Here is a 23,476-nt window from a genome sequence, read left to right as displayed (position 1 = left end):
TAGTCCGTCGCGTCGCGCTTCAGGTGCCGCCGAACCCCGGCGTGGGTGGGCGGCTCCGTCGTGCGCGGGCACTGCGCAGCGTTGCGCGAAGTCGTCGCGCGGGTGCCTTCAGCGGCAGCGCAAGCCGCCGGTAGAAGAACGACAGCACGCGTCGCGGCCACGGCACGCGACGCGCCAGTCCCTCCTCGATCGTGTACACGCACGGCGCGCATATGCCGCAGGGCCGGCCGCGCACCGGCGTGTGGCAGAACCACGTCATTTCCATGATTCCGGTCCATCCACCGGCGCGCGCCTGACGTTCGATCTCCCGCTTGTCGACGCGGAACAGCGGAAAGCTGAAGCAGCCGAACAGCGTGTACTCGACCGAATCCGCGCGCGCCGGATCGACGCGAACGCTGCAGAAGCCGGCAGGATGGTCGAACTCCACCGCGAATGCGCGCACCAGCGCCTGCACTTTGTCGTCCACATGCACGCCCAGCTCCATGCCGGTCAGGCCATGGTGCCTGCAGAACGCCGGGAGCCACGCGTACTGGCTGCCGATGAAGGAGCGCCTGCGGATATCGTGCAGGGCCTCGGCGATGTCCGCCTCCACGACGATGTCGGTCACCGCGGCCCGGCGCAACGGATGCAACAGATCGCGCGTATGCGGGTATGTCTCGTGCAGGACCGCAGCGATGCGCGCCATCGTCTCTAGCTCGACACCGGTCGACGCCCGCGTTGGATCTTCCAGATAGTAGGGAACGATCGGCACGCGATGCACCAGCAGCAGCTGGAGCAGTCGAAACGTGGAATCCCATCCTCCGGTCCACAGCAGGTTCACACCTGCGTCGCCGATGGGATGCGTGGCCTGCATCGAGCGAACGTTCTCCAGCGGCGATCGCACATGCGCGGCGATCCTTGATGCGAGCCTCGCACGTCGTCCGTAAAGGAAGATGAATCGTCGCTGTTCTCGCGACAACATGAATACGCACAGGCGTGAAGCGCGTCTTCGCAAACGTGATGAGCGTCAGCGAAGTGGCTGAAATTCCGGGAGAAACGAGACTTCATGGTCAAGGGAGAGTGAACTTTGCCATCGTTCCCGCAGAGTATGCTCCAGCCGAATTTCGTGGTTCGTCCCTCTCACGCCGCATGCATTGTCGTCGCATGTCGGCCTCAACAGGACCGGATGCATGTCATTGGAAAGAAGCCTGAACCCTCGCGTCGCTCCTTCGTTCTCCGCCGTCGCGATGCATGCGGGCGAATGGGACAGACGCACGTTCTGGCAGTTCGCCGACGCGGCCAAGGAGGCGACCGAAGCGTTGGCGGCGCAGAAGATGAAGGCGCTTGAGCACCTTCCCGTGGAAGCGCTGCGCGAGTTCTGCACGCAGTATCGATTCTTCACCATCGAATACATCAGCGACCTCGCGCTGCTGCTCGCCAAGCTTCCGTTCGGCGGTTTGCGCAGCCTGCTGAGCCAGATCCTGTCGGAAGAACTCGGCGAAGGCGACGCGGCACGTGCGCATCCGGAGATCTACGACCGCTTCCTCGCCAGCATCGGCGTGGCGCCACAACGCCTGGAGCGCGGCCTGAGCGCGAACCGCGAGATCCTCGGCACCCTTACCGATGAATTATGGCGTCGCGATCCCGCCTTCGGCGTGGGCCTGCGCGGCATGGGCGGCGAATGCCTGTGTCAGACCTACCTGTCGGTGATGTTCGAGCATCTGCGCGAGCATCCGTACATGCGCGACAACGCCGACCGCATCGACTGGGAGTTCTGGACGATCCACACCGGCGAGGAGGACATCGTCCACGGCGAGCTCACGCGTGCGGCGATCGACCGCTACATCCAGGACGAGCCCGGCGCGCTTCCCGATCTCGCGCAGGGTTACGAGCGCAGCATCACCGCCTGGAACCAGTTCTGGCAGAACATCTTCGACGCCTGCGTTCCGCCGCAGAGGGCCGCCTCGTGAGCCGCATCACCCAGTTCCACCTGGCCTTCCCGGTGCGCGATCTGGATGAAGCGCGCCGATTCTATGGCGAGGTGATCGGCTGCCCGCAAGGGCGCACCGACGTGATGTACCAGGACTTCGATTTCTTCGGCCATCATCTGGTCGCGCACATCGCGCCCGACGCTGGCGCGCTGCACGAGAGTCGCTTCGACGGCGAGGCCGTGCCGGTGCCGCACTTCGGCATGAACCTCGATCGCGAGCAGTGGGAGACACTGGCCATACGCCTGAGGGACGCCGGCGTCGATTTCCAGGAAGAACCGCATCTGCGCCTCAAGGGAAAGCCCGGTCAGCACGTGACAATGTTTCTCTTCGATCCGTCGGGCAATGCGCTAGAGTTCAAGTCGTTCGACGATCCCGAGCAGACCTTCATCCCTTAGAGGAAGCCACCATGCGTGAGGCCCGTATCCCCGCCGACGGTGATGCGTTCGCGGTGTCGGCCGCGCGGCGCGACGATGGCGCGCATGTGCTGCACTCCTGGTCGGCCATCGAGATGCCCGCGCCCACCATGGTCGCCGGTGCGCAGGGCGCGTACTTCTGGGACGAGACCGGACGACGCTGGCTCGATTTCTCCAGCCAGCTCGTCAACGTCAACGTCGGCCACCAGCATCCCAGGCTGGTCGCGGCCATCCAGGCGCAGGCGCAGACCTTGTGCACGATCGCGCCGTACCACGCCAACCCCGCGACCAGCGAAGCCGCGCGGCTGATCGCAGAAGCGGCGCCCGCTGATCTCAACCGTGTGTTCTTCACCAACGGCGGCGCGGAGGCCGTGGAGAACGCCGTCCGCATGGCACGCCTGCACACCGGGCGGCACAAGGTGCTCACCGCATATCGTAGCTACCACGGCGCGACGGCCGCTGCGCTCACGGCGTCGGGCGATCCGCGGCGCTGGCCCTCCGAACCGGGCGCGCCGGGCTTTGCGCGATTCTGGGGCCCGTATCCGTACCGTTCTGCGTTCCACGCCTCGGACGCGCGAGAGGAAGGCGAACGCGCGCTCGCCCATCTGGCCAACACGATCCAGGTCGAAGGGCCGCAGACCATCGCCGCGATCCTGCTCGAAAGCGTCGTGGGCGGGAACGGCATCCTCGTGCCACCTGACGGCTACCTGCAAGGCGTGCGCGATCTGTGCGACGAACACGGCATCGTGATGATCGCCGACGAAGTGATGTCGGGCTTCGGCCGCTGCGGCGAGTGGTTCGCGATCGATCGCTGGAACGTGGTGCCGGACCTGATCACGTTCGCCAAGGGTGTGAACTGCGGCTACGTGCCGCTGGGCGGCGTGATCCTGCGCGATTCGATCGCCGCCAGCTTCGCCAAGCGCGCGTATCCCGGCGGGCTGACGTACGCCGGCCATCCGCTGGCGTGCGCCGCCGCGGTGGCATGCATCGGCATCTACCGGGAAGAGAGCCTGATCGAGCGCGCCCGCGCGCTGGGCGAGACGATCATCGGCCCGGCCCTGCGCGCGATGCAGGATCGTCACCCGTCGGTGGGCGACGTGCGCGGGCTCGGTGCCTTCTGGGCGGTGGAACTGGTGCGCGACCGCGCCACGCGCGAAGCGCTTGTGCCCTTCAATGCGTCGGGCGCGGCGTATGCGCCGATGGCCGAATTCGCCGGTGAATGCAAACGCCTGGGCTTGTGGCCGCTCGTCATGGGCAACCGCCTGCACGTCGTGCCGCCGCTGAACATCGACGAGGCCGACCTTCGCGCGGGCCTGGCGATCATCGACGAAGCGCTGCACGTCGCCGACCGCCACTACATCGGTTAACGGTCGCGCTCAGTCGCGCACGCGGACGGTGGCCGACATGCCCGGCCGCAGGTCGACCAGGTGCGCCGGTGCATCCACCAGCGCGATCCGCACGGGAACGCGCTGCACCACGCGGGTGAAGTTGCCGGTCGCGTTGTCCGGAGGCAGCAGCGCGAACTGGGCGCCGCTTGCAGGCGACAGGCTGTCCACGCGGCCACGGAATTCCACGCCCGGCACTGCGTCGATGGCCACGTCCACGCCCGCGCCGACGCGCATTCCTTCCAGTTGTGTTTCCTTGAAGTTCGCCACCACCCACAGTTCCGGCGGCACCAACCCGATCAGCGGCGTGCCGGCCTTCACGTACTGACCCGGCCGCGCAGCGCGTTCGCTCACGCGGCCGTCGACCGGCGCGCGCACGACCGTGCTGTCCAGGTCGATGCGCGCCAACGCGACGTTGGCGCGCGCGGCTTCGATGTCGGCGCGCAGCTGCGGACGCTGGCTTTCGAGCACTTCGATGCGCTGGCGCGCGGCCATCAGGTTGGCCTGCATCTCGGCCACGCGCGCCGACGCACCCTGCGCCGCGGACACCAGCTGATCGAACTGCGATGCGGCGATCAAGCGCTCGCCGGCCAGTTGGCGGGCGCGTCCCGCATCGCGCGCGGCGCGTGCGGCGTCGGTGGAGGATTCGTTGAGTGCGGCCTGCGCCTGTCGCACGACCGCGCGTTGCAACTCCAACTGGGCGTCGAGATTGCCCACCGCGGCCGTGCGTGCGGCGACCGCGGCCTCCGCCTGTTCGACGCGTGCGCGGAAATCGCGATCGTCGATGCGGAACAGCACCTCACCGGCCCTCACGCGCTGGTTGTCGCGCACCCACACCTGCGTGACGTGGCCCGAGACCTTGGGGCTGATCTGCGTGACGTCACCGCGCACGTAGGCGTTGTCGGTGTAATGCCGGTCCCAGCCCTGCACGAGTCCGCCGGGTGAAAGCGTGGTGCCGACCGCGGCCGTCGCGAGAGCGGCCGCCGCAAGACCGGCGAGAGTGGAAGTTCGCAGTTTCATGAAGCGGCTCCGGGAATGGATCGGGAGAGGGGCGGGCAGCGGCCGAGCAGTACGATGCCGACCAGGCCGAGCAGTGCGACGGCGGCCATCAGCGCGAACGCGTCGTTGGCTGCCAGCACCCACGCCTGGCGGCGCACGGCACCGCCGAGCTGCGCCAGCGATGCCGCGCCCGCCAGGTCGTCGGTGAAGCGCGAGGACCACGGGGCCGCCTGCAGCGACAGGCGCTCGGCCGTATCCGGCGCGAGCCACGAGGCGTGTTCGACGAGCACGCTGGAGTGCTGCTTCTCGCGTTCGATCGTGAAATGCGAGAGCAAGCCAGTGCCCAGCGTCATGCCGCCCAGCGTGGTGAGATTGAAGGCGATCGTCGCGGTCGGCCCGTCCTGCGGCTTGAGCGTGAGTGCGCCGACGACGAGGTTCGGCACCGCGAACAGCATCTGCCCCACGCCGATCAGCACCAGGCTCGCGCGCAACTGCTCGCCCGCGACGAGCGAGGTGGAGGAACCCGCCAGCGCGACGCCGCCGGCCAGCAACGTCACGCCCGCCGCCATCAACACGCGGCTGTCCACGCGGTGCAGCAGGCGCCATGCCAGCGGGAACGTCGCGATCTGCGGCAGCAGCGACCACGCCAGCGTCTGCGAGAGATCCAGCGGTCGCGCGGACTGCGTCTGCACGAGAAGCAGCGGGATCAGATAGGCGCTGACGGCGAAGGTCGAGCGGAACAGCAGGTTCAGCAGCAGCGAGAGGCCGAACCGGCGCTCGACGACCTTGGCGGCATCGAGGATGCGCAGCGTCGAGAAGCGATGCACCACGGCGAAACCCACCGCCGCGCCGATGGCGAGCGCCAGCGACCACGCGATGACCGGGCTTTCCAGCCAGAACCGGCGCGCGCCCTGGCTCAGCACCAGCATCAACGCGCCCGATGCGAGCGCGAACAGCGCGATCGCGGGCCAGTGGGTCCGCAGGCCCTCGCGATTCACCGGCGCGACGGGCATCCATCGCAGCGCGGCAAGCGCCAGCAAGGCCATCGCCCAGAACTGCGCGAGAAACAAGGCGCGCCAGCCGAGCATCGCTTCGAGCGGGCCGGACACGACCGGGCCGGCGTTCGCGGACACCAGCAGTACGAAGGACAGCAGCGCGATCGCCTGCAGTCGTTGCGTGCCCTTGCACAGCAGGAATACGGCGGCGAAGGCCATCGGCCCGAACGTGCCGCCCGCGAGTCCCTGCAGTGCGCGCACCGCCAGCAGGGAAGGCAGCGACGTCGCCATCGCGCACAGCCAGGCACACACGGCGAACCACGCGGCGCTGACGATGAAGTAGCGACGCAGGCCGAGCGTTCGCAGCAGCACGGGTGAGACGGCGATGCCGACGAAGCTGGCGACGGTGTAGACCGTCGTGATCCACGATGCTTCGTCCGCGGAAGCACCCAGGCCGCCCTGGATGTCGGCGAGATTGGCCGACGCGAACTGCGCGGTCATGTTCGCGAGGAACGAGCCCGCGAGCGCGACCATCACGGCGGGCGGAAAGCGCGTTTCGTCGACGGAGACGGCGGTGGCGACCTGTGCGTTCATGGCATGAGAAGAGGCGATGCGCGATCGCCGGCACGGTACGGCCGCGCCGGCGATCGGCGTGGATCACGAAGTGGCGACGGCGTAGCGCGCGGCCGGACGCGAGCGCGACAGCCCCGGGGCCATGGCCTTGCGTGCCTGCTCGAACGCGTTCCAGTCGGCGATGTCGGGCAGGGCCGGGATCGTCACGGTCTCGCCCTGCGCCAGCCCGGCCAGTGCGGCGTCGACCATCGCGTCGGCCGGCATTACGATCTCCTGCGGCAGATGCGTCACTGGCGTGCCGGCCACGTCCCAGAAATCGGTGGCGGTCGCGCCCGGCAGCACGGCCTGCACGCGCACGCCCTTGTCGGCCAGCTCGTGCTGCAAGGACTGCGAGAACGCCAGCACGAACGCCTTGCTGCCGCCGTACACGCCATTGAGCAGCTCCGGTGCCAGCGCGACGATCGAGGCGATGTTGATGATCGTGCCCGTGCCGCGCGCGACGAAGGCCGGCGCTGCCGCATAGGCCAGGCGCGTAAGCACGTTCACGTTGAGGGTGATCATGCGGTCCATCGCGGCGACGTCGGATTGCAGCAGCGGCGCCGTCGCGCCCACACCGGCGTTGTTCACCAGCACGGTGATGCTGGCGTCGCGGCGCAGCACGTCTTCCACGCGCGCCAGGTCTTCGGGGCGGGTCAGGTCGGCGGCGATGGTTTCCACCGAGCGGCCGGTGCGCGTGGTCAGCTCCTGCGCCAGCTCGCGCAGCTTGTCGGCGCGGCGGGCGACCAGGATCAGGTCATGGCCGGCGCGGGCCAGGCGGTCGGCATACAGGGCGCCGATGCCGGAAGAGGCGCCCGTGATCAGCGCCGTGCCTTGATGAATGCGGGTGTTCATGGGGGAGGTCCGGTAAGTCCGGCGGATGCCGGGTGCGGGTTGAAATCTAGACCGCCTTGCCCATGTCTCAAATGTCGTATATACCTCGTTTCAGGACATGTCCCCGGAGGCTGCCATGCTCACCATCGGATTCGCCCTGCCGCCCGGTTTCCAGATCATGGGGATGGCCGCGGCGTCGGCCTTCGAACTGGCGAACGTGACTGCGAAGGAGGCGCTGTACGGCATCCGCATCGTCTCCGAGCACGGCGGCGCCGTGCCCAGTTCGCTGGGCGTGCCGATCGAGTCGCGGACGCTGTCGCGGCAGAAGCTCGACACGCTGATCGTCACCGGCCTGCTGCATCCGGAACCGACCAGTCCCGGTCTGATCCGCCAGATCGGCCGCGCCGCGCAATCCACGCGCCGCATCGCGTCGGTGTGCACGGGTGCTTTTCTGCTGGGCGAAGCCGGACTGCTCGACGGGCATCGCGTCACCACGCACTGGTTCCATGCGCGCCAGTTGCAGGCGCAGTTCCCGAACGCCATCGTCGAGGACGATCGCATCTTCATCATCGACGGCGCGCTGTGGACCTCGGCCGGCATGAGCGCCGGCGTCGACCTGGCGCTGGGCATGATCGAAAAGGACTTCGGCGCCGAGCTCACGCGCGCGGTCGCGCAGAAACTCGTGGTCTACCATCGCCGCGCGGGCGGGCAATCGCAGCATTCCGCGTTGCTTGAACTGGATGCGAAGACCGACCGCATCCAGAGCGCACTCAGCTACGCACGCAGCCACCTGCGCGCGGCGCTGACGGTGGAGGAACTCGCCGACGCCGCGCACCTCAGCCCGCGCCAGTTCAGCCGCGCGTTCCGTGCGGAAACCGGGCAGTCGCCGGCCAAGGCGGTCGAACACATGCGCGTGGAGGCGGCGCGCGTGATGATCGAACAGAGCCGGCACACGATGGACGAAGTGGCCGCCGAAACCGGATTCGCGGACACCGAACGCATGCGCCGCGCCTTCCTGCGCGCGTTCGGGCAACCACCGCAGGCCCTGCGGCGCACGGCGCGGCTCGCCAGCGCCTGATTCCGCCGCACGGCGCGGCGCGGTTTGCCGAGGCGGGTGCTCTTGACCCACGTCAGGACCGACGACGATCGCGTCATTACAATGCGCCCCGTGCGCACCCCCGCCTTCCACCGACGCATGACGCTGCTGGCGCTGTTCGCCATGCTGCTGCTGTTTGCGTTGCCGACGGTGGGGCGCGTGCTGTCGGGCTCGTCGGCGGATTCGCGCGGCGTGTGGGCGCAGATGTGCACGATGGCGGGGCTGAAGCTGGTGAAGATCGCACCCGGCGACGCCCATCCACTGGATCCGCCCACGCCCAAGCCATCCGGAATGTCGGGCGAAGACTGCGCGTACTGCCCGGTGCTCGCCGGCCTGGTCCTGCTGCTGGTGTGGACGCTGTTCGTCGCGCCGCAGGCCACGCATCGCGCGTTGCCGCCGTGGCGCAGATCGCCGCTGCGCGCGTTCCTGCATCCCAGCGGCCTGGGCTCACGCGGCCCGCCGCTCGCCCTCTGAAAGTCACGTCCCTCATCCCCTGAGTTGCGTGCGCGACGTCGTTCGCGCGCGTCCCGTGCTTTTGGAGTTTCCATGCCTATTCCTTTCTCCGCGACGCCGCATGCGTCGCGTCTGGCCGTGGCCGTCGCCGCGGTCCTGCTTCCCTGTGCCTCCGCCTTCGCCGAACCCGAGCCTGCGCCCGCGACCACGCTGGATGCAGTGCAAGTGCACGGCGCCCGCCCCTCGATCGCCAGCGTCGAATCGCTGCAACAGGCGCGTGAACGCCTGGATCAGCGCGCCGGCGCCACCGCGCTGGTCGATGCCGACGCGTACCGCGACGGCCGCGTCAGCACGCTCACCGATGCGCTGGGGTATGCGCCTGGCGTGTTCGTGCAGTCGCGTTTCGGCGCGGAAGAGGCGCGATTGTCGATCCGCGGCTCCGGCGTGCAGCGCACCTTCCACGGGCGCGGCGTGGAAGTGCTGCAGGACGGCGCACCGCTGAACCTCGCCGACGGCGCCTTCGACATGCAGGCGATCGAACCGCTGGCGGCCCGCTACATCGAGGTTTATCGCGGCGCCAACGCGCTGGAGTACGGCGCGGCGACACTGGGCGGCGCGATCAACTTCGTCTCGCCGACCGGTTTCGACGCGCCCATGCTCGACGCGCGCATGGAAGCGGGCAGCTTCGGCTATCGCCGCGAGCAGCTGGCGCTGGCCGGTGCTTCGCTGCGCGCCGATGGTTACCTCAGTCTCACCGGACTACAGCAGGACGGCTACCGCGATCACTCGCAGCAGGAGAACTACCGCCTCTTCGGCAATGCCGGCTATCGCTTCGGCGACACGCTCGATGCGCGCGTCTACCTCACGCATGTCGACACGCGCTCCGAACTGCCCGGCAACCTCACCCTCGCGCAGGCCAAGTCCGATCCGCGCGTGGCCAACCCGGGCAACGTCGCGCTCGACCAGCGCCGCGATTTTCGGCTGGACCGCATCGCCGGCACATTGGGCTGGGCGCCGTCGCTGGGCCGCACGCTGACGGTCTCCACGTGGTTGTCCGACAAGTCTCTGCACCATCCGATCTACCAGGTGCTAGACCAGGACAGCCGCGACGTCGGCATCGATGCGCGCTGGCGCCAGGAAGGCGAACTCGCCGGCCATCGCAACGTGCTGATCGCCGGCATCACCTACGTGCGCGGCGACATCGACGACGACCGCTTCGTCAACGTCGCCGGGCACGCAGGCGCGCGCACCAACCGCTTCGACCAGCGCGCAAGCAACGCCAAGGCCTACGTCGAGGACCAGACCTGGCTGGATGCGAAGTGGACGTTCGCCGTCGGTGCGCAGGGCTTGCACTCAACGCGCCGCTCACGCGACGGCTTCATCACCGGCGGACGCGACGAGAGTTTCGACGTGGCCTACTCCGGCTTCAGTCCGAAGCTGGGCGTGCGCTATCTGTTCGACGATACGGCGCAGCTGTTCGCCAACGTCAGCCGCAGCCTGGAACCGCCGAGTTTCGGCGAACTCACCGGCGGCCCCGGCGTGACGCAGGTGGACGAACAGAAGGCGACCACGGCCGAGATCGGCGTGCGCGTGCAGCGTGAGCGCTTGTCGCTGGATGCAGCGCTGTACCGCGCGCGCGTGGACGGCGAACTGCTGGCGCTGACCGACGGCAACGGCAATCCGCTGGGCACGGTGAATGCCGATCGCACGATCCATCAGGGGCTGGAACTCGGCCTGGGCTGGCGCCTGGCCGAGCAATGGCGGCTGTCGGCGAACTACTTGTGGAACGATTTCCGCTTCGACCATGACGCGGTGTACGGCGACAACGCACTGGCGGGCATCCCGCCTCAGCAGTTGCGCGCGTCGTTGCGCTGGTCGCCGGGCGAGTCGCTGTACATCGCGCCGAATCTGGAGTGGGTGCCGCAGGACTACTACATCGACCACGCCAACACCTTCCGCGCACCGGGCTACACGCTGGTGGGCGTGCGTGTGGGCGGACGCGTCGTATCGCGCTGGTCGTGGTTCGTGGACGCACGCAACCTGGCGGACCGGAAGTGGATCTCCAGCACGAACGTCGTCGCCGACGCGCGCGGCATGGACCAGGCGAATTTCCTGCCGGGCGATGGGCGCTCGGTGTACGTGGGGCTGGAGTTCGCGATGCAGTAAGGGCGTTGTAGAAGGAAGAAAGAAAGCCCCTCTCCCGCTTTGCGGGAGAGGGGTTGGGGTGAGGGCGGAGCGGGAAAGGGCCGAGCTTTCAATGCGCCTCGATCCGCGCCGCCAGCAGATCCGACAAGCCCACGCGATGCAGCATCTCCGCACGCAACCGGTCGGTTACCGTGAAGCCCACGTCCGCGCCGTCCTGCGTGGGATCCACGTGCACGCGGAACGGCCTCCGGCCGCGCGGCGCATCGACGATGGCGACGATCGCCTCGGCCACCAGCGCGACGTCCGCGTCCTCCGGCACGATCTCGGCGAACGCCTCGCGCACCTGCTCGCCGAATCCGGCGTACGGGCCGTCGTCGTACTCGGCCGCACGCGCTGCATCGTCCGGCTGCCCGCTGCGCGCGAAGTGATTGGTACCGCGCGTGAACGCGCCGGGCACGATGATCGAAGTCTCGATGCCCCAGCGCGACAGCTCGCGCGCGTACTGCACGGCGATCGCATCCATCGCCGCCTTCGCCGCGAAGTACGGGGCCAGGTACGGCGGCGTGCCGCCGGCAACGCTGCTGCTGGACACCCACAGCAGCAGGCCGTCGCGCTGACCGCGCAGGTGCGGCAGGACGGCGCGGTTCACGCGCTGCGTGCTGAGCACGTTGATGTCGTACAGCTGCGCGTACTGTTCCGGCGTGAAGGCCTCGGCGGGGCCGAAGGCCATGTGGCCGGCGTTGTGGATCACCACGTCGATATGGCCGGCGTCGGCGATGACGCGGGCGACGGCTTCGTCGACGGAAGGCTGCGATTGCACGTCCATCTCGACCGTGCGCAGGTCGGCGCCGTACTGGCGTGAGAACGCCTGCATCTGCTCGACCACCGGCGCATTGCGCGTGGCGGTGTTGCGCATCGAGGCGTAGACGGTGTGGCCCGCGCGGGCGAGCGCTTCGGCGGCGAGGCGGCCGAAACCGCTGGAGGCACCGGTGATGAGGACGACGGATTTGGTTGCGGTGTTCATGTGGTTCTCCACGAACGGGCGCCGCGCGGCGGCGGCGCGCGTGAAAGTGACATCAGACGATGCCGCCGTTGGCGCGCAGCACCTGGCCGTTGATCCAGCCGCCGTCGGGGCCGGCGAGGAAGGCGACCGTGGCGGCGATGTCCTCCGGCTGGCCCAGGCGCTCCAGCGGCGCCTGCTTGGCCAGGCGCTCGATGACGTCTTGCGGCTTGCCGTCCAGGAACAGCCGCGTCGCAGTCGGGCCGGGCGCGACGGCATTGACGGTGATGTTGCGGCCGCGCAGTTCCTTGCTGAGGATCTGCGTCATCGTTTCCACCGCGGCCTTGGTCGCGGCGTAGACGGCATACGTCGGCGGCGTGAGGCCGACCACGCTGCTGGACAGGTTCACGATGCGGCCGCCGTCGCGCAGTCGGCGCGCGGCTTCGCGCAGCGTGTTGAACGTGCCCTTGAGGTTGATCGCGACCTGGCTGTCGAACAGCGCGTCGTCGCTTTCGGCCAGCGTCGCCAGGCGCATGATGCCGGCGTTGTTGACCAGCACGTCCACGCCACCGAACGCGGCCTGAGCGTTGTCGAACAGGCGGGCGACGGCGGCGGCATCGGAGACGTCGGCCTGCGCGGCGACGGCGCGGCCGCCGGCCTGTTCGATCTCCGCCACGAGGGCGTCGGCGTCGGCGGAGGCGCCGGCGTAATTGACGACGACGGTGAAGCCGTCCGCCGCAAGGCGGCGGGCGATGGCGGCGCCGATGCCGCGCGAGGCACCGGTGACGAGGGCGGTTCGGGTCGGGGTGTTCATGGGGGCTCCGGGTCTGGCGCCGGCCGAGATCGGCGGCGTGGGCACAGTCTGGAACTCCGTCGTTCGGAGATAATCGGGCTAGGATTGGCCTGACTGTTCAATCAATTCGAACAATCGGAGGCCCGCCGTGGACCGTTTCGACGCGATGCGCCTGTTCGTCCGCGTGGTGGAGCGGCGCAGCTTCACCCAGGCCGCGCACGACATGGAGGTGCCGCGCTCCACCTGCACCACGGTGATCCGCGACCTCGAAACCCGCCTTGGCACGCGCCTGCTGCAACGGACCACGCGCGTGGTGCGGCCGACGCTGGACGGCGAGGCCTACTACCACCGGTGCCTGGGGATCCTGGGCGACATCGAGGATGCCGACGGCGCCTTCCTCGGCGCCCGTCCCAAGGGCCTGCTGCGCGTGGAAGTGCAGGGCACCATCGCGCGTCATTTCCTGGTGCCTGCATTGCCGGCGTTCTTCGAGCGCTACCCGGACATCGAACTGTCGATGAGCGAGAGCGACCGCTGGGTCGATCTGGTGCAGGAGGGCGTGGACTGCGCGCTGCGCTGGGGACGCCTGCGCGACAGCGAACTGGTTGCGCGGCAGGTCGCGATGCTCGATCGCCTCACCTGCGCCACGCCGCAGTACCTGGCACGCCACGGCACGCCCGCGAGTCTGGACGACCTCGACGGCCACCGCGTCGTCGGCATCCGTTCGATCACCACCGGCGCGGTGACGCCGCTGGAGTTCATGGTCGACGGACAGCTGCAGGCCGTGTCGCTGCCCAGCACGTTCTCGGTGACGGGCACGGAGAGTTACCTGGCCGGCATCCGCCTCGGCCTCGGCTTGGCGCAGGTGCCGCGCTTCCATGTCGAGGACGACCTGCGCCGCGGTGCGCTGGTGGAGTTGCTGCCGCGCATGCCGCCGCCGTCGGTGCCGGTGTCGCTGCTGTATTCGCGCACGCGGCAGCTGTCGCCGCGCGTGCGCGTGTTCCTGGACTGGGCGGCGCGCGAGTTCGCCGCGCGCACCGCATCGACGCAGGAGATCGACGGGTCGCACCACGGAACGTGACCGCTACACTCGACGGCCGCGCCGCCTGCGCCCACGATGGCGCGCCTGCGCGGATGCGTCCGCTCGCGCCGATCTTCCCTTCCCCGGAGTGCCCATGCGTCTTGCGTCCCAAGCGCTGCTGTTGAGCGCCGCGTTGAGTCTCGCCCTGTCCGTCCATGTCGCGAGCGCGGACACGCCACCGGCCGGTGTCGGTGCGCTGATCGACGCGCAGACGATGCAATCGGTGCGTCACGATCCCGAACTGCGCACGTTGCTGGGCCTGTCCGGCGACGGCATCGACCTGTCCGGGCAACTCACCGACGTCTCGCTGCCGCGCCGCGCCGAACTGCGTGCGCAGATGCAGGGCAATCTCGACGCGCTCGAACGCATCGATGCCAGCCGCCTCACCGGGCAGGATCGCTGGAGCCACGGGCTGGCGGTGTGGTTCTACCAGCGCCAGATCGAACTGATGCAACCCGACTGGGCGCCGGCGTGGCTGCCCGTGGGCGCGTCGACGTATGCGGTGGACCAGTTGTTCAGCGTGCCGGTGCAACTGCCCGCGTTCCTCGAAAACCAGCACGCCGTGCGCGACGAAGCCAGCGCGCGCGCGTACATCTCCCGCCTGCATGCGGTGGCGACGAAGATCGACCAGGTGCGCGCGAACTTCGACCTGCAGGCCAGGCACGGCGTGCTGCCGCCGCAGGTGGCGATGGAAGGCGCGGCCTCGCAGATCCGCGCGCTGACGCAGCCCGATCCGGCATCGAGCCCGCTGGTGCAATCGTTCCGGCGCAAGCTCGACAAGGTGGGCGCCTTCACGGCGCAGCAGCGCGAGGCACTGCTCGCGCAGGCGGCTCGGGCCGTGCGCGAGGACGCCAATCCCGCCTATGCGCGCCTGCTGGCGCGACTGGACGAGGAAATCGCGCGCAAGCCCGGCAGTCGCGGGATGTGGGCGCTGCCCGGCGGCGATGCGTACTACGACGCAGCGTTGCGCTGGAACACCAGCACCGATCTGGGCGCCGATGCGATCCACCGCATCGGCGTGGACGAAGTGGCGCGCATCGAGAAGGCGATGGACGCGCTGCTGGTCGCGCAGGATCGGCGCACCGGCAGCGTCGGCGAACGCATGTCCGCGCTGGTGAAGGACCCGCGCTTCCAGTACGCCGATACCGACGCGGGCCGGGCCGAGCTGGTGGGCGACATCAAGCGCACGCTCGCGGCGCTCACGCCGCACATTCCGGACTACTTCGGCCGCACGCCGCCGCAACCGCTGGACGTGCGCCCGGTACCGAAGGAATCGCAGGCCACCGCGCCCGGCGCGTACTACGTGCAGCCGGCGATGGACGGATCGCGCCCGGGCATCTACTTCATCAACCTGGGCAACCTGGAAGCGAATACGCGCTGGAGCCTGCCGACGCTGACCTACCACGAGGGCTCGCCCGGTCATCATTTCCAGATCGCGATCGGGCAGACGCTGACCGACCTGCCGATGCTGCGCCGCAGCCTCAATCCCAGCGCCTTCAGCGAGGGCTGGGCGCTGTATGCCGAACAACTCGCCTCCGAGATGGGGCTGTACCGCGACGACCCGTGGGGCGACCTGGGCCGGCTGCGCGCCGAGCTGTTCCGCTCCGTGCGTCTGGTCGTGGACACGGGCCTGCACCGCAAGCGCTGGACGCCGGAGCAGGCCATCGCCTACATGCACGAACACACCGGCATGCCCCTGGACGAAGTGCGCATCGAGGTCTACCGCTACCTGGTGCAGCCCGGCCAGGCGTGTTCGTACAAGATCGGCCACCTCAAGTTCGTCGAACTGCGCGAACGTGCGCGCACCGCGCTGGGCGAACGCTTCGACATCCGTGCCTTCCACGACCTCGTGCTCGGCAACGGCGCCATGCCGTTGGCGGTGCTGGAGGCCTCGGTGGACGACTGGATACGCACGCAGCGCGGCACCGTCGCGAAGGCCCGCTGAGGTGGGTCACGACCGCGTCCGGGGTGCGGCAGGCGCGGTCCTCACGTCGTGCACCGCCTGCCACGGCCATTTCGCCTAGACTCCGCCCAGACGTCGCCGGAGGCACGATGCGAGGAATCACGCGCTGGCTGTGCGCACTGCTGTGGCTGACGATGGCCGCGGCGCCCGCGTTCGCGCAGGAGAAGACCGCGCTCCCGGACATCACGGCCAGTGCGCCGAAGGCCCCGGCGGCGATCCCGGTGGCCGACATCCCGCTGCGCGCCGATGCCGACGAGCGTTTCGCCGAATCGGTGATCCTGCGTGCGCGCGAGGTCGATCCCACCGACCAGCTGTCGCCGCGCCTGGACGCCATCGCCAAGTCCGTGGACGAGAAGGCCAAGCTGTTCCGCGCCTCCCAGCTGCGCGCGCTGCCGGTGATGCGGCTGGAGAGTTTCGAGCGCCACTGGAAATTCGACGCCCGCCGCTTCGCGCGCTGGCAGGACGACATGCGCCGCGCCACGCAGCCGTACGCGATGGACGCCGCGCAGCTTGCGCAGCGTCGCGCCGACTGGGAGGCCACGCAGGTCGCCGCGCGCGCCGGCAACATGCCCGCGGCGTTGGCCAATCGTGTCGACGCGCTGGTGGCGCAGCTGAAGGCGGCCGAGCAGTCGCTGTCCACGCCACTGGCGCGGCAGATCGCGCTCGGGCGCCGCGCCAACCTCATCGATGCGCGCATCCAGGCCGGCCTGCGTGCCGTGGCCGATGCGATCGAGTTCATCGACAGCCGCCTGATCCGGTTCGACGCCCAGCCGCTGTGGGCGGCCGCGCCGCGCGCCAGCGACGAAGGCGACGCGATGACCTCCATCACCAACGGCATCGGCATCGAAGCGCGCTTCATGGCCGAGTACGGCGCGGCGGACTTCGGCAACCAGCGCTTCCTGCACATCCTGCAGTTGCTGCTGCTGCCCGTGCTGCTGTGGCTGGCGCTGCGCACGCGTCGCGCGGCGGCGGTTGCACCCGATACGGCAGATGCGCCCGATGCATCGGCGGCGCCGACGGTCGATACGGACGCCACCACGCGCGTGTTGCGACGTCCCATATCGTCGTGGCTGCTGCTGTCGATGATGGGCGTGCTGGCCTTCGAGCCCGACGCGCCGCTGCTGCTGCACCAGTTCGCCATGCTGGTCGCGCTGGTGCCGGTGCTGCGGTTGCTGCCGCCGCAGAGCACGCGGCTGCTCGGTCGCTGGCCGTATGTCGCCACTGCGCTGTACCTGCTGGAGCGGTTGAGCTTCTTCTTTCTCTCCAACTCGCTGGTGTATCGCTGGTATCACCTGGTGCTGGCGACGCTGGCGCTGACGATGACGCTGTGGCTGCTGTGGCGCGCGCGCGCGATGGAGCATTCCGGACTGGAAGGGCGCATCGGCCGCGCCGTGCACGTCGCGGCCTGGGTGAGCGTGCTGCTGCTGGCGGCGTCGATCGTCTCCAACGTCATCGGCAACGTCTCGATGGCCGAGATGCTCAACAGCGGCGTGATCGACAGCGGCTACTTCGGCCTGGTGCTGTACGCCGGCATGACCGTGGCGGTGGCCCTGCTGCAACTGTTGTTCGCGCGCGGCGGCGATGCGCGTTCGCAGATCGTGCGCGACCACGCCACGCCGCTGCTGACGCTGACCGTGCGCCTGCTCACGTTCGTCGCGGTGATCGGCTGGGTCGTCTTCACGACGAACCGGTTCCGCATCTTCCGGCCGCTGTACGCCTTCGCCGAGTCGATCCTCACGCACGCTTTCCAGCTCGGCGAGCTCTCCATCAGCCTCGGCCACGTGCTGGTGTTCATGGTGTCGGTGTACGTGGCGTTCTGGGCGGCCAAGACCACGCGCTACCTGTTGCAGGAGGCCGTGCTCACGCGCATGTCGCTGCCGCGCGGCGTGGGCAATTCGGTGGCATCGCTCACGTATTACGCAGTGCTGCTGCTGGGCGTGCTGGTCGCGCTGTCCGCCGCGGGCTTCAAGATGACGCAGCTGGCCTTCATCTTCGGCGCGCTGGGCGTGGGCATCGGTTTCGGCCTGCAGAACGTGGTCAACAATTTCGTCTCGGGCCTGATCCTGATGTTCGAGCGGCCGATCCAGCCCGGCGACGTGGTGGACATCACCGGCACGTCCGGCCGCGTGCGCGAGATCGGCATGCGTGCCACCACCATCAAGACCTTCGACGGCGCCGACGTGGTCGTCCCCAACGGCACGCTGCTGTCGGAGAAGCTGACCAACTGGACACTGCTGGACCGCAATCGCCGGCTCGACGTGGACATCGGCGTGGGCTACGGCTCCGACCCGGCGCAGGTCACCTCGGTGCTGACGCACACCATCCTGCAGACGCCGGGCATCGTTTCCAATCCGGAGCCGGCGGTGCTGTTCACCGGCTTCGGTGCGAGTGCGCTGAATTTCAGCATCCGCGCCTGGACGTACGATTACGACAACTCGGCCAACATCCGCAGCGACATGGTCACGCGCATGTTCATCGCGTTGAACAAGGCCGGCATCGAGCTGCCGTTCCCGCAGCAGGACGTGCACCTGCGATCGGTGTCGCAGCAGGCGGGCGAGCGGTTGGGGCCGCGCGCAGAAGCGGCCAGGCGCGCGGATGCGGACGGTGACGGGGCGGATCACCCGCCGGGCTAGACGCAGCCCGATGACGGTCATTCCCGTGAAGGCGGGAATGCATGCCTCCCTCGCGTCACCGCATGGATGCCGGTGGGCAACCCGCGGAGTTTACGCGCGCTTTACGCCCCCGCCGGCCCCGCGAATAGAGGCTTTACGCCCCTGCTGCCGAAAATTTGCGCCGTGGCCGGATGGCCTCGTCGATACCAAGCAGGGTTATGAAACACGCGATCTTCCGCGCGCAGGAATTGCGCGCGTACTTGCCGTTTGCCGCGTTCGCCATCGTCGGCGCGATGTCGCTGGGCGCGACCGCGCAGGCGGCGCAGCTGAGCGGCAACGCGGCGCTCACCAGCGACTACGTGTGGCGCGGCACCACCCAGACCCAGGGCGACGCCGCCGTGCAGGCGGGCTTCAAGCTGGCCGGCGATTCCGGCTTCTATGGCTCGGTGTGGGGCTCCAACGTCGAGTTCGCGCCGGACACCCACGCGAGCAGCGAACTGGATTTCACCGTCGGCTGGGCCGGCGAGATCGCGCCGGACTGGGCCGTCGACGTGAACGTGCTGCGCTACCAGTACCCCTCGACCACGGTCGACCTCAACTGGACCGAGCTCAACGGCACGCTGACCTACGCGGGCAACTACTGGCTGTCGGTTGGCTGGTCGCCGGAAGCGCTCGGTAGCGAGGAAAGCGGCACCTACACGCAGCTCGGTGCGCGCTTCCCCGTCAACGACACGCTGCGTTTCGAAGCCGCTGCCGGCTACTACTTCCTCGACGACGTGTACGACGAGCGCTACGCGCACGGCCAGCTCAGCGCGATCTGGGCGGTCAAGGCACCGCTGGAATTGCGCGTGACCGCACACGGAACCGATTCGGGCGCCAAGCGGATCTTTGGCGACGACTTCGCCGGAAGCCGCATCGAAGCGGCGATCCAGGCCTCCTTCTGATCTCACCGGAGACACCGACATGCCCGGCTGGCTTGCCTTCGTCTGCAGCATCGCGGTGGTGATGGCCGCTGCGTATCTGCTGTACGTGATTCTTCGCCCCGAAGACTTCTAATCACCTGCTCCTCCCCCTGCCTGCAGGGGGAGGTTGGGAGGGGGTAGTGAGGGCGCGTCAGCGTCCGAGCTCGCCGCGTTGCGGCTTCGCAACCCCTCCCCAACCCTCCCCTGCAAGCAGGGGAGGGGGCAACACCACGGGACTGTTCCCATGACCGAATTTCTTCTCGTACTGCTGCTCGCCATCCTGCTGGGATGGCCACTGGGCCTCTACCTCGCGCGCGTGATGCGCGGCGATCGTTCACCGCTGGACGCGGTGTTCGGTCCCGTGGAGCGCGCGATCTACAAACTGCTCGGCACCGACCCCGCGCGCGGCATGACCTGGCGCGGCTATGCGAAGGCATTCGCGCTGAGCAACCTCGTCGTCGGGCTGGTGGTGTGGGTGCAGTTCATGACCCAGGCGTGGTTGCCGCTCAATCCCGACGGCATCGCGAACATGCGCTGGGACACGGCGCTGCACACCATGGTGTCCTTCCTCACCAACACCAACCAGCAGCACTACTCCGGCCAGGCGCAGCTGAGCTATCTCTCGCAGATGGTCGGCATCGTCGGCCTACAGGTGGTGACGCCGATGATGGGGCTGGCGGTCGCGGTGGCGACGCTGAGAGGCTTGTTTGGTGGGCGAACGGCCGCGCGCCTTGGCGATGCGTCAGCATCGCCTGCGGCCGTGAGCGCCTCCGACACCGACCGCGACCTCGGCAACTACTGGGCCGACGTCACCCGCGCCACGCTGCGCTTCATGCTGCCGCTGTGCCTGCTGTGGTCGGCGCTGCTGACCTGGCAAGGCGTGCCTTCGACGCTGGAAAGCGGCCCGACCGTCGCGCCGATCGACGCCAGCGCGGAAATGAAGGAACAGAAGATCCCGCTCGGCCCCGTGTCGCCGATGGTCGCGGCCAAGCAGCTGGGTTCCAACGGTGGCGGCTGGTACGGCCCCAACAGCGCGGTCGCGCTGGAGAACCCGACGCCGCTGTCCAACTTCATCGAGATGCTCGGCATCGTCCTGATCCCGATCGCGATCACCTTCATGGTCGGCCCGCTGGTCGGACGCCGTCGCCTCACCGCGATGGTGTTCGGCACGATGCTGCTGATGTCGGTGGCGTCCACCGGAATGTCGATGTGGTCGGAAGCGTACTCGTCCACGACGAGCGATCCGGCGGTGATGGAAGGCAAGGAAGTGCGCCTGGGCGTGGAATCCTCCGCGCTGTGGTCGGGCCTGACCACGCAGGTCAACAACGGTTCGGTGAACGCGATGCACGACTCGCTCGCGCCGCTCACCGGTGGCGTGGCGATGGTCAACATGCTGATCAACGCGATCTGGGGCGGCATCGGCTGCGGATTGCAGCAGTTCCTCGTCTACCTGCTGCTGAGCGTGTTCCTCGCCGGTCTGATGACGGGCCGCACGCCCGAACTGTTCGGCCGCAAGCTCGAAGCGCCGGAAGTGCGCCTGCTCGCGCTGCTCATCCTGCTGCAACCGTTGGTCGTGCTGGGCTTCAGCGCGGTCACGCTGGCGATCCCGTCGATCACGGGCAACTCCAATCCGTCCTTCCACGGCATCGGCCAGGTGTTCTACGAGTACACCTCGGCGTTCGCCAACAATGGCTCGGGGTTCGAGGGTCTGGGCGATGCGACGTACTGGTGGAACCTCAGCTGCGCAGTGGTGCTCGCGCTCGGCCGATTCCCGGCGCTGATCGTGCCGCTGGCCGTCGCCGGCCTGCTCGCCCGCAAGCGCGTCGCACCGGAAAGCAGCGGCACGCTGCACGTCGAAACACCGACGTTCGCGCTCACCCTGGTGGCGGTGGTGGTGATCCTCACGGTGCTGCAGTTCACCCCGGCGCTGGTGCTGGGGCCGATCGCGGACCACCTGACGCTCGCGGCGCAATGACCCTTGGTCGTCATCCCCGCGAACGCGGGGATCCAGCGACGTTCCCCGCACCGCACGAAGGCACTCGATTCCCGCTTTCGCGGGAATGACGAAGACGGAAACGAAACGATGAACGACATGACCCAATCCCATCTCGGCACCGCGCGCAGGCAGGCGGCGATGTTCGACGCGGCCGTTCTGCGCGCCGCGATGCTCGACGCCTTCCGCAAGCTGGCCCCGCGCCAGGCGCTGAAGAGCCCGATCATCGCCATCGTGCTGCTCGGCACGCTGTTGTCGGCGCTGATCACGGCGGTGACGCCGGGCGATGCGCTTTCCGGAGGCCGCGCCTTCGGAATCGCCGTCACGCTGATCCTGTTCGTGACGGTGCTGTTCGCCAACTTCGCCGAGGCCATCGCCGAAGCGCGCGGTCGCGGCCAGGCGGCTTCGCTGCGCGCGGCACGGCGCGACCTGATCGCGCGCCGCCTCAACGGTCGAACCCGCGTGGGCGGCGAGTCGCGCGTCGCCGCCGCCACGTTGAAGCCGGGCGATCACGTGATCGTCTCCGCCGGTGAGTTCATTCCCGCCGATGGCGAGATCGTCGAAGGCGTGGCGACCATCAACGAGGCCGCCGTCACCGGCGAATCCGCGCCGGTGCTGCGCGAGGCCGGCACCGACCGTTCCGGCGTGATCGGCGGCACCAAGGTGCTGTCGGATGAAATCGTCGTGCAGGTCAGCGCCGAACCGGGCCAGAGCTTCCTGGACCGCATGATCGCGCTGGTGGAAGGCGCCAATCGCCAGAAGACGCCGAACGAGATCGCGCTGACCATGCTGCTGGCGGCGATGACGCTGACGTTCCTGATCGTGGTGGCGACGCTGCCGGCGCTGGCGGGCTTCGTCAACGCCACGCTCGATCCGCTGCTGCTCATCGCGCTGCTGGTGTGTCTGATCCCGACCACCATCGGCGGCCTGCTGCCGGCCATCGGCATCGCCGGCATGAACCGCGCGCTGGCCGCCAATGTACTGGCGAAGTCGGGCAAGGCGGTGGAAGTGGCTGGCGACGTCGACGTGCTGCTGCTCGACAAGACCGGCACGATCACGCACGGCGATCGACAGGCGACGGCGTTCCACCCGCTTGCCGGCATCGACGCCGAACAGCTTCGCAACGCCGCACTGCTGTCCTCGCTGGCCGACCCGACGCCCGAAGGCAAGTCGATCGTCAAGCTGGCGCGCGAGCAGGGCGCACCGATGCAGGATCCGGAGCGCGCCCACTACGTGCAGTTCACCGCGCAGACGCGCATGTCGGGCGTGGACCTGCTCGACGGCGAGGACGGTGCGCCGCGCACGATCCGCAAGGGCGCGGGCGATGCGATCGAACGCCACGTCAAGGCGCTTGGCGGCAGTGTGCCGGCGGAGCTGCGCGGTCGCATCGAACAGGTCGCGCGCGGCGGCGCCACGCCGCTGGTGGTGAGCGAAGGCCGGCACGTGCTCGGCGTGATCGAGCTGTCGGACGTGGTGAAGCACGGCGTCAAGGAACGTTTCGCGCGACTGCGCGCGATGGGCATCCGCACCGTGATGATCACCGGCGACAACCCGCTCACCGCCGCCGCGATCGCCGCGGAAGCCGGCGTGGACGACTACATCGCCGAAGCGCGGCCGGAAGACAAGCTGGCCCGCATTCGCGCCGAGCAGGCCGGCGGACGCCTGATCGCGATGGTCGGTGACGGCACCAACGACGCGCCCGCGCTGGCGCAGGCCGACGTCGGCCTGGCGATGAACTCCGGCACGCAGGCGGCGAAGGAAGCCGGCAACATGGTCGACCTCGACAGCGATCCGGCCAAGCTGCTCGCCGTGGTGGAAGTGGGCAAGCAGCAGCTGATCACGCGCGGCGCGCTGACCACGTTCTCGCTCGCCAACGACGTGTCGAAGTACTTCGCGATCCTGCCGGCGCTGTTCGCCGCGGCGATCCCGCAGATGGCGGCGCTCAACGTCATGGCGCTGTCGAGCCCGCGCAACGCCGTGCTGGCGGCGCTGGTGTTCAACGCGATCATCATCCCGGCGCTGATCCCGCTCGCGCTGAAGGGCGTGCGCTTCAGACCGGCCAGCGCAGTCGCGCTGCTGCGCCGGAACATGCTGATGTACGGCGTGGGCGGCGTGCTGCTGCCGTTCGCCGGCATCAAGCTGATCGACATGGCGCTGGTCGCGCTCGGCCTGTGAT

Annotated in this window: 19 protein-coding genes; 13 read left to right on the top strand and 6 right to left on the bottom strand. The window is 68.8% G+C overall.

The genetic code is table 11. The features are described 5' to 3' along the window. Positions 1–19: 19 nt before the first annotated feature. A complete protein-coding gene (locus JI752_RS07700; RefSeq protein WP_216961533.1) occupies positions 20–883 on the bottom strand; it encodes a hypothetical protein in 864 nt (287 codons plus the stop codon). Between the two features lie 286 nt (positions 884–1,169). Here JI752_RS07700 and JI752_RS07695 point away from each other — a divergent pair, with 286 nt between their 5' ends. Genes JI752_RS07695 through JI752_RS07685 form a run of 3 tightly spaced genes read left to right on the top strand, consistent with a single transcriptional unit; the run spans position 1,170 to position 3,750 of the window. Further along, entirely contained in the window at positions 1,170–1,949 is a 780-nt protein-coding gene (locus JI752_RS07695) for an iron-containing redox enzyme family protein (protein ID WP_216961529.1), read from the top strand. Then, positions 1,946–2,365, top strand: a complete 420-nt coding sequence (locus JI752_RS07690; protein WP_216961526.1) for a VOC family protein — start codon at positions 1,946–1,948, stop codon at positions 2,363–2,365. Before JI752_RS07695 ends, JI752_RS07690 begins: the two co-directional genes overlap by 4 nt. A gap of 11 nt (positions 2,366–2,376) precedes the next feature. After that, positions 2,377–3,750, top strand: coding sequence for an aspartate aminotransferase family protein (locus tag JI752_RS07685; protein WP_216961523.1), 1,374 nt, complete (start codon positions 2,377–2,379; stop codon positions 3,748–3,750). A gap of 9 nt (positions 3,751–3,759) precedes the next feature. Here the strand turns inward: JI752_RS07685 and JI752_RS07680 are convergent, their stop codons facing one another. From JI752_RS07680 to JI752_RS07670, 3 genes are all read right to left on the bottom strand, one after another. After that, positions 3,760–4,788: an HlyD family secretion protein gene (locus JI752_RS07680; protein WP_216961521.1), complete on the bottom strand. Its 1,029-nt coding sequence runs from the start codon at positions 4,786–4,788 to the stop codon at positions 3,760–3,762. Continuing rightward, complete coding sequence (locus JI752_RS07675; protein ID WP_216961518.1) at positions 4,785–6,356, bottom strand: MFS transporter; 1,572 nt, start codon at positions 6,354–6,356, stop codon at positions 4,785–4,787. The genes JI752_RS07680 and JI752_RS07675 overlap by 4 nt, the downstream gene beginning before the upstream one ends. A gap of 63 nt (positions 6,357–6,419) precedes the next feature. After that, the gene (locus tag JI752_RS07670; protein WP_216961515.1) at positions 6,420–7,226 is read right to left on the bottom strand and encodes an SDR family oxidoreductase; all 807 of its coding nucleotides are present in this window, start codon (positions 7,224–7,226) and stop codon (positions 6,420–6,422) included. A gap of 115 nt (positions 7,227–7,341) precedes the next feature. On the opposite strand from JI752_RS07670, the gene JI752_RS07665 reads away from it, so the two are divergent. From JI752_RS07665 to JI752_RS07655, 3 genes are all read left to right on the top strand, one after another. Continuing rightward, on the top strand, positions 7,342–8,283 hold the full coding sequence (locus tag JI752_RS07665; RefSeq protein WP_216961512.1) for a GlxA family transcriptional regulator: 942 nt from the start codon (positions 7,342–7,344) through the stop codon (positions 8,281–8,283). 90 nt (positions 8,284–8,373) lie between these two features. Then, entirely contained in the window at positions 8,374–8,775 is a 402-nt protein-coding gene (locus JI752_RS07660) for a DUF2946 family protein (RefSeq protein WP_216961509.1), read from the top strand. 72 nt (positions 8,776–8,847) lie between these two features. After that, entirely contained in the window at positions 8,848–10,920 is a 2,073-nt protein-coding gene (locus JI752_RS07655) for a TonB-dependent receptor (protein ID WP_216961507.1), read from the top strand. A gap of 88 nt (positions 10,921–11,008) precedes the next feature. On the opposite strand, the gene JI752_RS07650 is transcribed toward JI752_RS07655, so the two are convergent. Next, entirely contained in the window at positions 11,009–11,923 is a 915-nt protein-coding gene (locus JI752_RS07650) for an SDR family NAD(P)-dependent oxidoreductase (RefSeq protein WP_216961504.1), read from the bottom strand. A 52-nt stretch (positions 11,924–11,975) separates the two neighbouring features. Continuing rightward, complete coding sequence (locus tag JI752_RS07645) at positions 11,976–12,713, bottom strand: SDR family oxidoreductase (RefSeq protein ID WP_216961501.1); 738 nt, start codon at positions 12,711–12,713, stop codon at positions 11,976–11,978. A gap of 127 nt (positions 12,714–12,840) precedes the next feature. Here JI752_RS07645 and JI752_RS07640 point away from each other — a divergent pair, with 127 nt between their 5' ends. The 7 genes from JI752_RS07640 to kdpB all read left to right on the top strand — a co-directional run bounded on the left by JI752_RS07640 (position 12,841) and on the right by kdpB (position 23,475). Beyond that, the gene (locus tag JI752_RS07640) at positions 12,841–13,770 is read left to right on the top strand and encodes a LysR family transcriptional regulator (protein WP_216961498.1); all 930 of its coding nucleotides are present in this window, start codon (positions 12,841–12,843) and stop codon (positions 13,768–13,770) included. A gap of 94 nt (positions 13,771–13,864) precedes the next feature. After that, positions 13,865–15,715: a DUF885 domain-containing protein gene (locus JI752_RS07635; protein ID WP_216961496.1), complete on the top strand. Its 1,851-nt coding sequence runs from the start codon at positions 13,865–13,867 to the stop codon at positions 15,713–15,715. 107 nt (positions 15,716–15,822) lie between these two features. Next, positions 15,823–18,366, top strand: coding sequence for a mechanosensitive ion channel domain-containing protein (locus JI752_RS07630; RefSeq protein ID WP_216961493.1), 2,544 nt, complete (start codon positions 15,823–15,825; stop codon positions 18,364–18,366). Between the two features lie 197 nt (positions 18,367–18,563). Beyond that, complete coding sequence (locus tag JI752_RS07625; RefSeq protein ID WP_216961489.1) at positions 18,564–19,289, top strand: TorF family putative porin; 726 nt, start codon at positions 18,564–18,566, stop codon at positions 19,287–19,289. 19 nt (positions 19,290–19,308) lie between these two features. After that, positions 19,309–19,401, top strand: a complete 93-nt coding sequence (locus tag JI752_RS07620; protein WP_216961486.1) for a potassium-transporting ATPase subunit F — start codon at positions 19,309–19,311, stop codon at positions 19,399–19,401. Positions 19,402–19,551: 150 nt separating this feature from the next. Further along, the gene (gene kdpA, locus JI752_RS07615) at positions 19,552–21,282 is read left to right on the top strand and encodes a potassium-transporting ATPase subunit KdpA (protein ID WP_216961483.1); all 1,731 of its coding nucleotides are present in this window, start codon (positions 19,552–19,554) and stop codon (positions 21,280–21,282) included. A gap of 117 nt (positions 21,283–21,399) precedes the next feature. After that, complete coding sequence (gene kdpB / locus JI752_RS07610; RefSeq protein WP_216961479.1) at positions 21,400–23,475, top strand: potassium-transporting ATPase subunit KdpB; 2,076 nt, start codon at positions 21,400–21,402, stop codon at positions 23,473–23,475. Position 23,476: the final 1 nt, after the last annotated feature.

It is taken from the genome of Lysobacter sp. MMG2 (assembly GCF_016735495.2).
In the GTDB taxonomy this organism is placed as follows: Bacteria; Pseudomonadota; Gammaproteobacteria; order Xanthomonadales; family Xanthomonadaceae; genus Lysobacter_J.
This window is presented reverse-complemented; position numbering and strand designations above follow the sequence as displayed.

Bases quoted from the DNA above. Each gene is read 5' to 3' on its own strand.
- JI752_RS07695 (WP_216961529.1), top strand. From the start codon at position 1,170: ATGTCATTGGAAAGAAGCCTGAACCCTCGCGTCGCTCCTTCGTTCTCC.
- JI752_RS07685 (WP_216961523.1), top strand. From the start codon at position 2,377: ATGCGTGAGGCCCGTATCCCCGCCGACGGTGATGCGTTCGCGGTGTCG.
- JI752_RS07680 (WP_216961521.1), bottom strand. From the start codon at position 4,788: ATGAAACTGCGAACTTCCACTCTCGCCGGTCTTGCGGCGGCCGCTCTC.
- JI752_RS07675 (WP_216961518.1), bottom strand. From the start codon at position 6,356: ATGAACGCACAGGTCGCCACCGCCGTCTCCGTCGACGAAACGCGCTTT.
- JI752_RS07670 (WP_216961515.1), bottom strand. From the start codon at position 7,226: ATGAACACCCGCATTCATCAAGGCACGGCGCTGATCACGGGCGCCTCT.
- JI752_RS07665 (WP_216961512.1), top strand. From the start codon at position 7,342: ATGCTCACCATCGGATTCGCCCTGCCGCCCGGTTTCCAGATCATGGGG.
- JI752_RS07655 (WP_216961507.1), top strand. From the start codon at position 8,848: ATGCCTATTCCTTTCTCCGCGACGCCGCATGCGTCGCGTCTGGCCGTG.
- JI752_RS07650 (WP_216961504.1), bottom strand. From the start codon at position 11,923: ATGAACACCGCAACCAAATCCGTCGTCCTCATCACCGGTGCCTCCAGC.
- JI752_RS07645 (WP_216961501.1), bottom strand. From the start codon at position 12,713: ATGAACACCCCGACCCGAACCGCCCTCGTCACCGGTGCCTCGCGCGGC.
- JI752_RS07635 (WP_216961496.1), top strand. From the start codon at position 13,865: ATGCGTCTTGCGTCCCAAGCGCTGCTGTTGAGCGCCGCGTTGAGTCTC.
- JI752_RS07630 (WP_216961493.1), top strand. From the start codon at position 15,823: ATGCGAGGAATCACGCGCTGGCTGTGCGCACTGCTGTGGCTGACGATG.
- JI752_RS07625 (WP_216961489.1), top strand. From the start codon at position 18,564: ATGAAACACGCGATCTTCCGCGCGCAGGAATTGCGCGCGTACTTGCCG.
- JI752_RS07620 (WP_216961486.1), top strand. From the start codon at position 19,309: ATGCCCGGCTGGCTTGCCTTCGTCTGCAGCATCGCGGTGGTGATGGCC.
- kdpA (WP_216961483.1), top strand. From the start codon at position 19,552: ATGACCGAATTTCTTCTCGTACTGCTGCTCGCCATCCTGCTGGGATGG.
- kdpB (WP_216961479.1), top strand. From the start codon at position 21,400: ATGACCCAATCCCATCTCGGCACCGCGCGCAGGCAGGCGGCGATGTTC.